Annotated in this window: 9 protein-coding genes, 1 tRNA gene and 3 pseudogenes; 10 read left to right on the plus strand and 3 right to left on the minus strand. The window is 58.0% G+C overall.

Annotation, left to right across the window (positions count from 1 at the left end; all coding sequences use genetic code 11):
• Window positions 1-149 precede the first annotated feature (149 nt).
• The 7 genes from ABRP84_RS10225 (at window position 150) to ABRP84_RS10255 (ending at window position 9,653) form a co-directional block, all read left to right on the plus strand.
• Window positions 150-956: an NAD(P)-binding protein gene (locus tag ABRP84_RS10225; RefSeq protein WP_349853655.1), complete on the plus strand. Its 807-nt coding sequence runs from the start codon at window positions 150-152 to the stop codon at window positions 954-956.
• Window positions 956-1,855 (plus strand): oxygenase MpaB family protein, encoded by a 900-nt coding sequence (locus ABRP84_RS10230; protein ID WP_349853656.1) that lies wholly within the window; start codon window positions 956-958, stop codon window positions 1,853-1,855. Before ABRP84_RS10225 ends, ABRP84_RS10230 begins: the two co-directional genes overlap by 1 nt.
• Before the next feature lie 106 nt (window positions 1,856-1,961).
• Complete coding sequence (locus tag ABRP84_RS10235) at window positions 1,962-4,916, plus strand: (Fe-S)-binding protein (RefSeq protein WP_349853657.1); 2,955 nt, start codon at window positions 1,962-1,964, stop codon at window positions 4,914-4,916.
• A gap of 34 nt (window positions 4,917-4,950) precedes the next feature.
• Window positions 4,951-6,258, plus strand: coding sequence for a cation:proton antiporter (locus tag ABRP84_RS10240; protein ID WP_349853658.1), 1,308 nt, complete (start codon window positions 4,951-4,953; stop codon window positions 6,256-6,258).
• A 75-nt stretch (window positions 6,259-6,333) separates the two neighbouring features.
• Window positions 6,334-6,984 (plus strand): DUF1707 SHOCT-like domain-containing protein, encoded by a 651-nt coding sequence (locus ABRP84_RS10245; protein ID WP_349853659.1) that lies wholly within the window; start codon window positions 6,334-6,336, stop codon window positions 6,982-6,984.
• 55 nt (window positions 6,985-7,039) lie between these two features.
• Window positions 7,040-8,269, plus strand: coding sequence for a pyridoxal phosphate-dependent aminotransferase (locus tag ABRP84_RS10250; protein WP_349853660.1), 1,230 nt, complete (start codon window positions 7,040-7,042; stop codon window positions 8,267-8,269).
• Between the two features lie 256 nt (window positions 8,270-8,525).
• On the plus strand, window positions 8,526-9,653 hold the full coding sequence (locus ABRP84_RS10255) for a YibE/F family protein (protein ID WP_349853665.1): 1,128 nt from the start codon (window positions 8,526-8,528) through the stop codon (window positions 9,651-9,653).
• Here the strand turns inward: ABRP84_RS10255 and ABRP84_RS10260 are convergent.
• Together ABRP84_RS10260 and dcd are read right to left on the minus strand one after the other, a co-directional pair.
• On the minus strand, window positions 9,650-10,972 hold the full coding sequence (locus ABRP84_RS10260) for a UDP-glucose dehydrogenase family protein (protein WP_349853661.1): 1,323 nt from the start codon (window positions 10,970-10,972) through the stop codon (window positions 9,650-9,652). The two genes, ABRP84_RS10255 and ABRP84_RS10260, sit on opposite strands and share 4 nt — an antisense overlap.
• A 36-nt stretch (window positions 10,973-11,008) precedes the next feature.
• A complete protein-coding gene (dcd, locus tag ABRP84_RS10265) occupies window positions 11,009-11,578 on the minus strand; it encodes a dCTP deaminase (protein WP_349853663.1) in 570 nt (189 codons plus the stop codon).
• 63 nt (window positions 11,579-11,641) lie between these two features.
• Between dcd and ABRP84_RS10270 the strand changes: the two genes are divergently transcribed.
• Window positions 11,642-11,715, plus strand: a tRNA-Gly gene (locus ABRP84_RS10270).
• Window positions 11,716-11,811: 96 nt separating this feature from the next.
• Here ABRP84_RS10270 and ABRP84_RS10275 read toward each other — a convergent pair.
• Window positions 11,812-12,471 (minus strand): annotated as a pseudogene (locus tag ABRP84_RS10275) (integrase core domain-containing protein); the annotation flags it as partial.
• A 189-nt stretch (window positions 12,472-12,660) separates the two neighbouring features.
• Here ABRP84_RS10275 and ABRP84_RS10280 point away from each other — a divergent pair.
• A pseudogene (locus ABRP84_RS10280) lies at window positions 12,661-13,996 on the plus strand (IS256 family transposase).
• A gap of 23 nt (window positions 13,997-14,019) precedes the next feature.
• Window positions 14,020-14,267, plus strand: a pseudogene (locus ABRP84_RS10285) (transposase); the annotation flags it as partial.

Genomic DNA, 14,267 nt, shown 5'->3' on the forward strand with positions numbered 1-14,267 from the left:
CAGCCAGCCTTTAAATCCAGTAACCCACTTCACAATTGTTGGGTATATGTGTACTATCACAACATATCCACAAATTGTGTTCTCTCTGAGTACATAAATTGCCAATACACAGCGGCCGTAAGCGCCCTGTGAAACTCGAAAGGAACAGTATGTTCAAGCCATACCGCCGACCGACCGTCGCAGTCGTCGGTGCCGGAGTAGCCGGATGCGCCGCGGCTTCTGAATGCGCATTCTCTGGATTCGACACCGTTCTTTTTGAACAAGAACCACACATCGGCGGTCACTTCAATTCCGCTGATGCCACCAAGGTCTCCCGGAAGTACCACTTCCGTACCCCGTACCTCCGCCTCACGAAAACTGACGGGTCGCCAGCTTCTGTAGTACGCCACCTTGAAGAGGCTGTTGCTGCCAGTGGCGCCGAGTTCCGCGGTTCCACCGCCGTTACGGGTGCCGAATTCGACCGCGCAGAAGGCAAATGGGAAATCTCCTACCTCGGTGATTCCGGTCAGGAAACCCAAACTTTCGATGTGTTGATTCGCGCCACCGGCGAGGAATCCCCGTGGATTTCCGTTCCGGGACGGTCAAAGGCCAGCGTCGATGACATGTACCTGCACCACGGTGTAGAGGTATTTGGGCTGCCTAATGCCCTCTTTGTTGACGGCCCCACCCCGCGCGACTCTTACCTCAAGCGTCGCCCACTGGCTGTCATCGAAGCCCGCGCCGATCACTGCCGCCGTTACGTCCGCCAGCTCGAGATTCGTGGACCAGGAGAACTAACCGTCAAGCACGATAAGTGGTTGGTTCAGCCCGGTACCGTACGCGGAATCCGCGAAGTGCTCGCAGGGTTCGATGCACCGGCCCACGATTTCAAGCGAGCATCCAACTACGCCCCTGAGTCCGCCTCGTCCGAACGCCAGAATCAACAAAAGTCCGCTACTGCCCTTAAGGAGGCATAATGACTACTCTGAGCAATCCTGAAAGCACTGTAAACGACAAGCACACCCAACCTGCAGATAACAACACCGATAACCTGCCTGAGCTGGGTCCAGATTCCATCCTGTGGCAGCGCTTTGGTGACTGGCGCTCCGCATTCGTCGCACTGTCTGCTGGTCTTTTGCAGATTGCCCAGCGTGACGTCAGCCGGTCCTTGGTGCAGCACTCGAACGTTTTCGATAACGAGGTTGCACGCTTGGTTCGCTCCGCCTTCCCGATCATCCGGACGATCTATGAAGGCCCTGAAGTTGGCGTCATGATTCGTGACTTCCACAAGGACATCAAGGGCACCCACCCAGATGGAAGCCGCTACCACCCGCTGAACCCGGATGTGTACTACTGGGCACACGCCACCTTCGCTGCAATGCCGTACCAGCTGGCCGGCAACTTCATGGATCCTCTGACCCCAGAGGAGCGCGAGCAGCTCTTCCAGGAGACCCGTACCTGGTACACCTTCTACGAGGTTGCAGAGCCCGACGATGCGCCAAAGACGTACGCTGAGTTTGAAGAGTACGTGGACAACATGATCGATACCCTCGATATCAGCGAAACCATCGAGCGCTCTCGCATCATCAACGGCCTTACCCTCGACACCCCAGATCCCAAGGTGCCCAACTGGCTGTGGAAGCCCATTGCACCTTACGCATCTCGTCTGCTGTTGTGGGTTGCTATCGGCATGATTCCGGACAAGCTGCGCAACAAGCTTGGCTGGGAGTGGACCAAGAAGGATGAGCGCAAGCTCAAGATCTTCTCCCGTGCCGTCCGTGGAGTCTTCTCCGTCCTCCCGCGTAAGGCACGTATGGTTCCTATCGCTACCCGCGCCTTTGAGAAGGCGGAAGCTGAAGGCGGCTTCCACTACTAAGGCCAATATCCCTTCACTCATAGTTACTGAATACTGACTCCCACGATGGCGCCTTGAGGCTTTAAGGTAGATAACAACGTGGAGCATCAGTAGTGAAGGAGCACGAATGACAACCGTGTCCGGTTGGATTGCTATAGCCACATCGATTCCGGTGTGGCTATACTTTTTCGCCCGCATAGGCGCGCTCATTAAGTTCATCCGCTCGGGCGGGCCAACCCAACTAGAGCGCACCAATAGCCCTCTAAAACGCCTCGGGCGCGTGCTGGTAGAGGTCTTCGGCCACACCCACTTCAAGGGAAAGCCATTGGTCAATGCCGCTCACTGGGCGGTCATGGTGGGCTTTTTATTCGGCATCCTGGTGTGGTTTGAGGCCTATATCCAAACCTTCGCCCCGGATAAAGGGTGGCCTGGCTTAAGCACCTGGCCGGTGTATCACTTTGTAGAAGAAATACTTGGCATCGGCACGGTGCTGGGCATCTGCTTCCTCATCGGAGTGCGCCTGAAACTAGGCGATACCGAGCGCGGCAGCCGCTTTTTCAACTCCCAAACGGCGGCGGCCCGGTGGGTAGAGGCCATTGTATTCATCGAGGGCCTCAGCATGCTCTTGGTCAAAGCTTCCAAGATCGCGGCCTTTGGTGGCGGTTCCGCAGTCGCGGATTTCTTGACCGTTCACTTAGCTAAGGCACTGCCTGAGTCCCCGGCACTGGTCAGCTTCTTCGCCTTGGTCAAGCTGCTATCCGGGCTCCTTTTCATCTTCTTTATTGCCCGCAATTTCCAGTGGGGTGTCATGTGGCACCGCTTCATGGCGTTTTTCAATATCTTTTTCCAGCGCAATACCTCTGGGGATAAGGCGCTTAAATCCCTGCCCACCCCGGACCTGGAAGAAGACATCACCCCTGGCAGCTGGAAGATGCTGCTGGATTCAACCGCGTGCACTGAATGCGGCCGCTGCCAAGAGCTGTGCCCGGCTTGGAATACCGATAAGCCGCTCAGCCCCAAAAAGGTCATGATGGACTTGCGTCAAGGTGCGCTAGATAATTACAACCCGCACGAGGGCCTCGATGTGCTCTCGATGGCTGGTGTCATCGACGATGACGTCCTGTGGTCCTGCACCAACTGCGGGGCCTGCGTGGATCAGTGCCCCACTGATATCGAGCACATCGACCATATTGCAGACCTGCGCCGCTTCAAGGTCTTGGCGGAATCCGATTTCCCCTCAGAGCTCACCGGCCTATTTAAGAACATGGAAACCAAGGGCAACCCCTGGGGCCGCAATAATTCCGAGCGCCGCGCTTGGATTGATGAGGCGCGTGCCGATGGCATCGAGGTACCCATCATTGGCGAGGACGCCGCCGACTTCTCCGATATGGAATACCTCCTCTGGGTCGGCTGCGCCGGTGCCTATGATGACAATGGCCGCCGCACCACCCGCGCCGTCGTGGATCTACTGCACACCGCCGGCGTAAAGTTCGGCGTGCTTTCTACGGGTGAGACCTGCACCGGCGACCCCGCCCGCCGCGCCGGCAATGAGTTCTTATTCCAAATGATGGCGCAACAAAACGTGGAAACCCTCAATAACGCTTTCGAGGGCGTGCCGGAAGGCCAGCGGAAAATCATCACGACCTGCCCGCACTGCTTTAATACCATCCGCAATGAGTACCCGGACTTCGACGGGCATTTCGATGTCTTCCACCACACGCAGCTACTCAACCGCTTGGTGCGCGAGAAGCTGCTGCAGCCTGTTCCGCGCACCCCAGAAAACCGCAAGCCCATCACTTATCACGACCCGTGCTTCTTAGGCCGGCACAATAAGGTCTTCGATCCACCACGCGAGCTTCTCGAGGCCACGGGCGTCGAGCTGCGAGAGATGGACAAGTCCCGCGATGAGGCCTTCTGCTGCGGCGCCGGCGGCGCCCGCATGTTCATGGAAGAAAAGCTGGGTTCTCGCATCAATGAGTTCCGCACGGAGCAGGCACTAGAGACCGGCGCCGAGGAAATCGCCACTGGCTGCCCGTTCTGCAATGTCATGATGACCGGCGGTGTGAAGTCTCTGGCCGCCGAGTCCACCCCCACCACCCAGGTCAACGACGTGGCCACCATGCTGCGCAATTCCATTTCCCTGGATGACAAGGGCACCCTTCCAGAGCCTCGCCCCAAGGCCTTCTTGGGCACCCCAGTGCGCCACCGTGCGGCCTCAGCTACCACCACCGCTGAATCCCCCAAGGCACCCACGCCTGCCGATGCCCCCTCCTCCAGCAATACCCCCACCGCTGCCACTCCACCTGCTGCGCCCTCCGCGCCTTCTGCTCCTTCGGCACCGGCAGCTCCAAGCGCGCCCTCTGCCCCAGCCACACCCTCTGCTCCGACGGCTCCGGCGGCTCCCAATGCTGCGGCTCCATCCGCACCGGCTCCTTCGGCACCGGCGGACCCCAAGGATCCTTCGGCACCCAACGCACCCAGCGCACCGAGTGCCCCGAAATCCACTAATGCCCCGGCGGCACCTACTCCACCTTCTGCACCGAGTGCCCCCTCCGTGCCCAGCGCACCAACCCCACCGGGTGCTCCCACGCCGCCAAAGGCTCCTAAGGCCCCAGCGGCTCCGGGTTCTTCTTCGACACCAAGTGCCCCGGCGGCTCCGAAGGCTCCGGCAGCTCCAGGTGCCCCGACTCCGCCGGCTGCTCCAGATGCGAAAGCACCCGCGGCACCCCAACCGCCTAGTGCCCCGCAGCCACGCGCTGCATCGCAAGCATCGGCTGCGCCAGAACCACCTGCAGCTCCACAACCGCCAAAGGATCCGCAAGCTGCCAAGGCACCACAGGCTCCGGCAGCGCCAAAGCCACCGCAGGCTGACAAAAAACCCGAGGCAGCTGCGCCGCCAGCCCCGCCAGCCCCGCCAGCCCCGCCAGCCCCGCCGGCTCCGCCGGCCTCGTCCGCGCCGTCCGCGCCATCCACTCCGCCTGCACCACCGGCGCCATCGGCAAGCGCAGAGCCTCCCAAGGCCCCCAAGCCACCGGAACCGCCGAAGCCACCCACGCCGCCGAAAGACACGAATACCGAGTAGGCATGTGCAGGGATGAGTGCGTACGCTGTGATCCATGCATTTAGATGTGGGATGGGCTGCGGATACTGTTGTTCTGGCAGCGGGTGCGACGGAAAACACCACTAGCCTCGTTTCCTTTGCCTGGATCATGTTAGCGGCGCTGTTGGCGCCCATAGTGTCGTTCATGTTGGGCAACCGGCTGCCGGCCGTTGCCCTTTTGATCATCTTTGGCATGGTCATCGGCCCATCGCTTTTGGATGTCGCGCATGAGGATGCCGGCATCAGCATGCTGAAAGAGCTGGGCGTTGGTGCGCTGTTCTTGCTCGCCGGTTTTGAGATCGAGATTTCTACGCTCAAGACCAAAGAGGCGGGAACCGCGCTGTCCACCTGGCTTATCTGCCTCGTGGCTTGCGGCATCGGTGCGTACTTCTTGGTCGATAATGTCCCAGGTGCCATCGTGGTGGCGCTCGCGCTGACGTCCACGGCACTGGGAACGCTGCAACCCATGTTGAAGCAGGACCGCGTGCTCGAGACCAAAGTGGGCAAATCGGTCATGATTCACGGTGCTATTGGTGAGGTCGCCCCCATTACCGCGATGGCGCTGCTGCTGAGCACGCGCTCCACGTGGACCACGCTGCTAATTATGCTTGCGTTCATCGGCATCGCCGTGGCCGTCGCCATCATGCCGGCGGCCATTGCCACGACGATTCCGTGGGTTAAAGCGGCGTTTATCTCCGGTGCGGGTTCCACCAACCAGACCATTTTGCGCCTCATCATTCTGATCCTTGCCACGCTCATGGCCGTCACGGCGGTCTTTGAGCTAGACATCGTGCTGGGTGCCTTCGCCGCCGGCATTATCTTGAACCGCATCATTCCGGATGAATTCCATCGCCGGCTAGAACACCGCCTCGATGTGGTCTTTCACTCCATGCTCATCCCGGTCTTCTTCGTGGTCTCTGGCATGACGATTAACTGGGATACCATCGCTAATAACCCGGGGAAGGTACTGGGCATCCCGGCGCTTATTCTTGTCACCCGCGGCCTGCCGGTATTCCTGCGCGAAAATGTGGGCCATACCGGCTCCGAAATTGAAACGGTGCGCGAGCGCCTCCAGGTCAGCTTGTACACGGCGACCGGCCTGCCGATCATCGTCGCCGTAACCTCGCTGGCGGTTAACTCCGAACTGATGAAGCAAGAAACCGCCTCGATCTTCGTCGCCGGTGGCGCATTGACCGTTGCCATCTTCCCGTTCCTGGCCAACTTGGTGGGAAGGAAGGACTCCAAGACGGTTGATGAATCCGATCCACAGAAGAAACCGGATTCTGACGAGGACGATAAGGAAGAAGAGTCGCAAGAACTCTAGCCTGTGTACTCCACGCTAGAAGCCATGCCCTGCCACCGTGGCAGGGCATATTCTTTTTGAATCAGCTTGTCTATTATGGTGACTGTGACTAATAGCTACGGATCCTCCCCTTATGACCGGACACTGCGTTTATCCGATTCAGAGCGCAACGATGCCCTGACCGATCTAGCCCGCGCAGTGGGCGAAGGCCGCTTGTCCATGGACGAGTTTGAGGAGCGCTCCGATAGCGTCATGCAGGCCGTGACTCAGAAGGACCTGGCACCGATCTTCAGCGATATCCCTGCGACCGGCTCGCAAGAGGTAAAGATCTACTCCCAAGGCGATGTGGACCGCGCCTTTAATGCCGCGAAAAAGCCCCGCATCGCTACCGCGCTGACCAGCTCGGTGGTTCTGCTCGCGGCATCGCCTACTCTTGTCGCGCTGAGCGCCACCATGAATAGCCCGTGGCTGCTGGCGGGCGGCGCCGCGGCCGCAGCGCTCATTCCCATCGTGTGGATCCTGTTGTACGTGGCCAAGATAGGCCCGCAATCGTGGCATGCCCCGTCGGTGCGGCAAATTGAGCGCCAACAACAGCGCGAAATCCGTGCACTGACGGCTCACGAGCGGGCGCACCAAAAAGAATTAGAGAAGAAAATGTGGGCCGAGCGCCGCCAGCAGGCCGGTGAAATTACTGGTCAAGCTATGGAAATGGCGAAGAAGCAAATCAGCAAGTGGAATAAAAAATAGCACTGAGTTGCGCTGCAATCCTTCTTAGCGCTGTGAAAGATGGCACAATATGGCCATGACTTCTCCCACACCCCGCATCTTTGACCAGTCCGAAAAACTAAAAGGCATCGCCTACGATATTCGCGGTGAGGTCTCAGCGGAAGCGGAGAGAATGGAGCTAGATGGCCACACCATCTTAAAGCTCAATACCGGCAACCCTGCCGTATTTGGTTTCGATGCACCCGATGTCATCATGCGCGATATGATCAGCGCCTTACCCACCTCCCAGGGCTATTCCACGTCCAAAGGCATTAGCTCGGCCCGCCGGTCCATCGTCACGCGCTATGAGCTCGAGGACTTCCCACCTTTTGATATTAACGATGTCTTCTTGGGCAATGGCGTATCCGAGCTCATCACCATGACCACCCAGGCGTTGCTCAATAATGGCGATGAGATTCTCATCCCGGCGCCGGATTACCCGCTGTGGACGGCAGCAACCTCGCTGGCCGGTGGTACCCCAGTGCACTACCTATGTGATGAGGAAGATGAATGGAATCCGTCTATCGAGGATATTAGATCCAAGGTCACCGAAAAGACCAAGGCCATCGTGGTCATCAACCCGAATAACCCAACCGGTGCGGTGTATTCGCGCGAGGTCCTGCAACAAATCGTGGATATCGCGCGCGAGCACAACCTACTCATCTTGGCCGATGAGATTTATGACCGCATCCTTTATGACGATGCGAAGCATATCTCCATCGCCTCGCTGGCCCCCGATCTCTTGACCTTTACCTTTAATGGCCTGTCCAAGGCCTACCGAGTATGCGGCTACCGCGCGGGCTGGATGGTCATTACGGGCCCGAAGCATCATGCGTACGGACTCATTGAGGGGCTCGAATTGCTGGCAGGTACCCGCCTGTGCCCGAATGTTCCCGCGCAACACGCCATCCAAGTGGCGCTGGGCGGCCGCCAATCCATCTTCGAGCTCACCGGGGCTGGGGGACGATTGCTGCGCCAGCGCAATATCGCCTATGACAAACTCAACGAAATTCCGGGTGTCTCCGCAGTAAAGCCGAAGGGCGCGTTGTATCTCTTCCCACGCTTGGATCCCAATGTCTATGACATTCACGATGATTCCAAACTCATGTTGGACATCCTCAAGGCGGAAAAGATCCTTATGGTCCAAGGCACCGGCTTCAACTGGCCGCACCCGGATCACTTCCGCGTGGTCACGCTGCCTTGGGCCTCCCAATTAGAAAACGCCATCGAACGCTTGGGCAATTTCTTAGTAAGCTACCGCCAATAGCACCCCAGCAGGCGATTGGCAATTGCAGTGATAATCGTTCACAATACATCGTATGGGACGGCATTCCTCGGTTTCTAATTCCACTTCGGGCTCGGCTTCGCGGCATCGGCAAGCGCAGCGTCGGTCGGGGCCCAGCGGGCATGCGCAGAACCGGTCAACGGTAGAACGCTTAAATCCAATTCAGCTGGCCCAGGAGGTATCCGGCCACCCGTGGCGCATTGGCCTGGTCACCGCCATCGGTGCGACCCTTATCGCCATGCTGATAGGCCTCGTCCTACTCTGGCCCTCTAGTGCCGCCTCTGATCACACCTCGGAGGAGTTCGAGTCCACCTACGCGCTGAACCACCCGCAGGTCGAGGGAACTGTGGAGAAGACCGACCATTCGGCGTGCCAATCGGAACAGACCGGCCTGGCCTTCGATACCCCGCCGCTGATTCCGGAAAAGGAAGAGGTGGACTGCGACCGGGCGCTGGTGAAAATCACCTCCGGCGAAGATGAGGGAAAGATGACCCAATTGGTCACCTTCGGCAACGCGGGCGACCCAGACTTGCAGCCAGGCGATAAAATCGTGCTCTCGAAGGCCACCGATCCCACCGGATCCGTATCGTATGCCTTTGCCGATTATCAGCGCAGCAATAGCCTCCTCCTCTGGGGCGTGGTCATCGCGATTGTCATCATCGCTTTCGCGGCCTGGCATGGGGTGCGCGCGATCGTCGGCCTGGGGTTAAGCCTTGGCATCGTCTTTAGCTTCCTCATCCCAGCGCTCATCGCAGGCACCAATCCCCTGTGGGGAGCGCTCGCCGCCTGTACCGCCATCATTCTCCTTGCCGTTCCCCTCGTCCACGGCGTGAATTGGAAATCCGCCTCCGCGGTGGGCGGTTCCCTGACCGCGCTTGCCATCGCCGCGTTCCTTGCGTGGGCGGCCATCGATAGTTCGCAGCTGCAAGGCTATAGCTCCGAAGATAACCTCAAGCTGCTGCTGTATATGCCCAATGTTTCCATCCTGGGCGTGCTGCTGTGCGGCTTCGTCGTGGGTGCGTTGGGCAGCCTTGCCGATGTCGCCATTGCCCAAGCCTCCACCATCACCGAGCTGCACGAATCCGATCCCGCTGCCTCACCGCTCGAGCTTTTCTTATCCGCCATGCGGGTCGGCCGCGACCACATTGCCTCGATGGTCTATACCCTCATTTTGACCTATACCGGCGCCGCATTGCCCCTACTTCTGCTCATCACCGCCGCCGAACGCCCCGCGGGGCAAATCCTCAGCAGCGATCTCGTCGCCACCGAGCTCCTGCGCTCCGGCGTCGGCGCCATGGCGCTGACCCTAGCGGTACCGATTACCACGCTGATTGCCGCGTTTACGGTCCCGTCGCGCCGCCGTTAAAGCGTGCGGCCCAGCGCCTGAATCTTCCAGCCGGCGTTGGCCCAAGCCGCAACGTCGAGCACATTGCGGCCATCGATAATGTGCTTATTATCCACGAGCTCGCCGGCCTCGTTCGGGTCCAGCTCCTTAAATTGCTGCCACTCGGTGGCTAGGATGACCAATTCCGCCTCCCGCAAAGCAGATTCCGTATCGGCGGCATAGTCCAAGGTGGGAAAAACCTTCTTGGCGTTGTCCATGCCCTCGGGGTCATAGACGGTCACCGCAGCACCCGCCAAGGACAAGGACCCAGCGACCGAGAGCGCCGGGGAATCCCGCACATCGTCCGAGTTCGGCTTAAAGGCACAGCCCAGCACGGTAACGCGGTGGCCCAAGAGCGAGCCATTGAAGGCTTCTTTAGACAGATCCACCATGCGGTCGCGCCGGCGCATATTAATCGCATCCACCTCGCGTAGGAAGGTCAGCGCTTGATCGGCGCCGAGCTCACCGGCGCGCGCCATAAAGGCACGAATATCCTTAGGCAGGCAACCACCGCCAAAGCCCAGGCCCGCGCCCAGGAACTTGCGGCCGATGCGCTTGTCTATGCCAATGGCATCCGCCAGCGCCACCACATCAGCACCCGCGATCTCACAAATCTCAGAGACCGCATTGATGAAAGAAATCTTGGTGGCCAAAAAGGCGTTGGCGGAGACTTTTACTAACTCTGCGGTCTGCAGGTCGGTCGCGATGAAGGGCGTATCCTGTGCTAGCGGCTGTGCGTAGATCTCGCGGGCAAGCTCCTCCGCGCGCGATTCTGATTCACGGGTACCAATCACGATGCGGTCTGGGGTGATGGTGTCGTGCACTGCATAACCCTCGCGCAAAAATTCCGGATTCCACGCGATTTCCACGCGGGTTCCCTCGGGCGCCAAACCATCCGCCAGTTCTTGTAGTTCCGCCGCCGTGCCTACCGGAACGGTGGATTTACCAAAGATGACGTGCTCCCCACGCAGCTTGGGCACCAAGTCCGTGATAACGGCCTTAACGTAGGTCATATCCGCTGCATAAGAACCGCGGCGCTGCGGGGTTCCCACGCCGAGAAAGTGCACGTTGGCGAATTGCGCGGCCTCGTCATAATCCGTGCTAAACCCTAAGCGCCCAGCATCAATATTGCGTTCGAGCACCTCCGGTAGCCCTGGCTCAAAAAAGGGAACCTTGCCCGATTGCAAGACGGCGATCTTATCCTCGTCTACATCGACGCCTAAAACTTCATGCCCCAATTCCGCCATGCAGGCGGCGTGGGTGGCACCCAGGTAACCGGTGCCAATAACAGTCATCCGCATAAAACCTCATCCTAGAGATTTTATGTAAATACCAGATTAATCCCTGCGGAAGTTCAGGTAAGACTTTGATGGCGTTGGCCCGCGCTGGCCCTGGTATTTCGATCCCAAGGCACCCGTGCCATAGGGGCTTTCCGCCGGCGAGGTCATCTTAAAGATAGCCAGCTGGCCCACCTTCATCCCCGGCCACAGCGCAATGGGCAAGTTCGCGGTATTGGAAAGCTCTAGAGTAATGTGCCCGGAAAAGCCGGGATCGATAAAGCCCGCAGTGGAGTGGGTCAAAAGGCCCAGCCGCCCCAGCGAGGACTTTCCCTCCAGCCGTCCAGCCAGGTCAGCCGGGAGGGTGAATTTTTCCAGCGTGGCACCAAGGACAAACTCACCGGGGTGGAGAATGAAGGATTGCTCCTCTTCTACCTCCACCAAGGTGGTAAGTTCCGGCATCTCCGCTTTGGGGTCAATGTGGGTATAGCGAGAGTTATTGAATACCCGGAAGTACTTATCCAAGCGCACGTCAACGGAAGAAGGCTGGATAAGCTCACTATCAAAGGGCTCGATGCCCAGCTCTCCGGAATCAACGGCGGAACGAATATCACGATCTGAAAGAAGCACGGACCCGATTCTACTCAATCCCCTACCTAAGGTGTATAGTAGGGAAAGCGCATTTAGCGCAGTGCCGACGTAGTTTAATGGTAGAACTGCAGCTTCCCAAGCTGCTGGCGCGGGTTCGATTCCCGTCGTCGGCTCCACTGTCATGAGTCGCGACATGCTTGACGGGTGAGTCGCGACATCGTTGACAAACCGGCATCTCAGTTTCTTTTTGTTCTGAGATGCCGGTTTTGTTGTTATTTGGGGTCTAGGGGTGGGTCTCCTTGTTTCCAGTAGGGCTTTTGGTAGTTGCGGCTGGTGTCGATGTAGTGTTCGGTGATGACTTCGCCGGTTTCGGCTAGTGATGTGATGACGTGGTTGTCGGCGATGACCATGAGGATTTTCTTTCTCTTCCATTTGCGGCCGATGCCTAGGTGGAAGAGTTTGCCGGCGTAGCGCACGGTGGTTTTGCCGTTGTCCCAGACGACGTCGTTTCTTGTGCGCCATTCTTGTGTCGGGTTGTGGGCTGGGTTGGCTTTGGCGCCGGTGGTATAGGCCTGGTGTGGGGTGCGTCGGCCTAGGGCTTTGTGGGGGCGTGTGGTGTTGTAGTAGTCGCGGAATTCATTGAGGAGTGTCTGCAGTTCAGCGACGGCTTTAGCGGGTGGTCGGGCGTTGATCCATTTTTTGAGTGTTTGGTGGAAGCGCTCGATTTTTCCTTGAGTTTGGGGATGGCCTGGACGACCATTTTTCTGTTGGATGCGGTGGTGGTTGAGGGTTTTCTCGAATGCGTTGCGGCCTCCTTTTCGACCTGTGAGTCGTGCCGTAAAGACCAGTCCGTTGTCGGTGAGTGTGGATGCGGGTGGCCCGTAGGTGTCGATGAGGTGTTGGAGCGTTTCTGCGACTGCAGTGCCTGTAAACGCGTGCTGTGAAGTGTCCCAGGTTTTGTTCCGTTTGAGTAGATGGGAAAATCTGGAACATGCCAAGAAAATTTGACCAGGATGCCAAGGACCGCGTCGTTCGCTTGGTGGAGGATCGCATCCGAGAGTGTCTAATGGTTTGTGTGTGGGAACCTAACCCGCATAAGGAGATGAACCAGAATGACTACTATGGCGAGACGAGATCCGGCTGATAAGGCCAAGATTGATGCGATTGAAAAGAAGCTGCTTGCTAACCCAGAAATCGCGAAACTGATTGATGAGCTAGGCACGTCCACCACGGATGCCAACGACCTAGTTCGGGGCATGTTGCAAGCCTCAATTACCCGGGGTTTGAATGCTGAAATGGATGCCCACCTAGGCTATGAGCCCGGCGATAGAGCAGCTAAAGCTACTGCTGAAACAGACAATCACCGCAACGGCACCTACCCGAAAACCGTGGATTCTAACTACGGGCCAGTAAACATTGATGTTCCACGAGACCGGGCCGGGACGTTTATCCCAACCATGGTTCCTCAAAGGCTCTAGGCGGCTAACAGATGTTGACGATATGATTGTCAGCTTATATGCCGGCGGAATGACCATTCGGGATATCCAGCACCATATGGCAACTGCGATGCGGGTTGATATCTCCCATGAGACGATTTCGGCGGTTACAGACGCAGTCTTGGATGAGGTCATGATCTGGCAAAACCGCCAGTTAGACGAGTTCTACCCCGTGATATTCCTGGATGCGTTGCGCATTAAAGTCCGCGACGGCGGCCGGGTAGTTAACAAGTCCGCGTACATGGCAATCGGGGTGGACCTCGACGGGATCAAGCATATTTTGGGATTGTGGATTGCCAAAGAAGAAGGTGCTTCCTTTTGGGCACACGTGTGCGCCAACTTATCTAACCGCGGGGTCAAAGACGTCTTTATCGTCTGCTGTGACGGGCTGAAAGGCCTACCAGAAGCAGTGGAGGCAACCTGGCCGAATTCCATGGTACAAACCTGCATCGTGCACCTGATACGTGCCGCGAATCGATGGGTGGCCTACGGGGATCGCCGGGCTGTATCAGCCGCGTTGAAGAAGGTTTATACGGCTACTGATGAATCCACGGCAGAAGCAGCGTTGAAGGAATTTTCCGAGTCTGAACTGGGTGTGAAGTATCCTCAGTCGGTCAAGGTCTGGCAGGACGCATGGGATAGATTCGTGCCATTTTTGCAGTTCCCACCAGCAGCAAGGAAGGTCATCTATACAACGAATTCCATTGAATCGTTTAACAACCAGCTGCGTAAAGCCACCCGCAACAGGGTGCAGTTCACTAACGATGAATCCGCGCTCAAGACGCTGTGGTTGATGATCTGCAACATTGAAGACAAACGAGCCGCAAAGAGAGCGAAACAAGGCAAACGAGCCTCGGCTACCGCCAGCAGGCTCGTGGAAGGAGCCCGAGTTTCCGGCTGGAAACAAGCCATCAACCAAATGGCCGTAGCCTTTCCCGCCCGCTTCGACAAATACCTATAAACCTAGCCCCACACACAAACAACTTGACACGCTCTCGCATCCTGGCAGAAAACATGTCGAAGCAGGCTGCGTGCCAGGCAGTAGCTCCAAAGTTGGGGGTTTCATGGCACACGGCTCGTCAATGGACCCAGCAGGCCCGCCGTTCGGGAAACATCCCAGAACCTGTGTGTGAAGATTTGGCCGCCGAAAACGCGAGGCTGCGCCGTGAAAATCACCAGCTACGCGACACTAATGAGCTGCTGAAGGCTGCCTCAGCTTTTTCGCCTCATGA

This window comes from Corynebacterium sp. KPL2861 (genome assembly GCF_040225475.1).
Lineage (GTDB): Bacteria > Actinomycetota > Actinomycetes > Mycobacteriales > Mycobacteriaceae > Corynebacterium.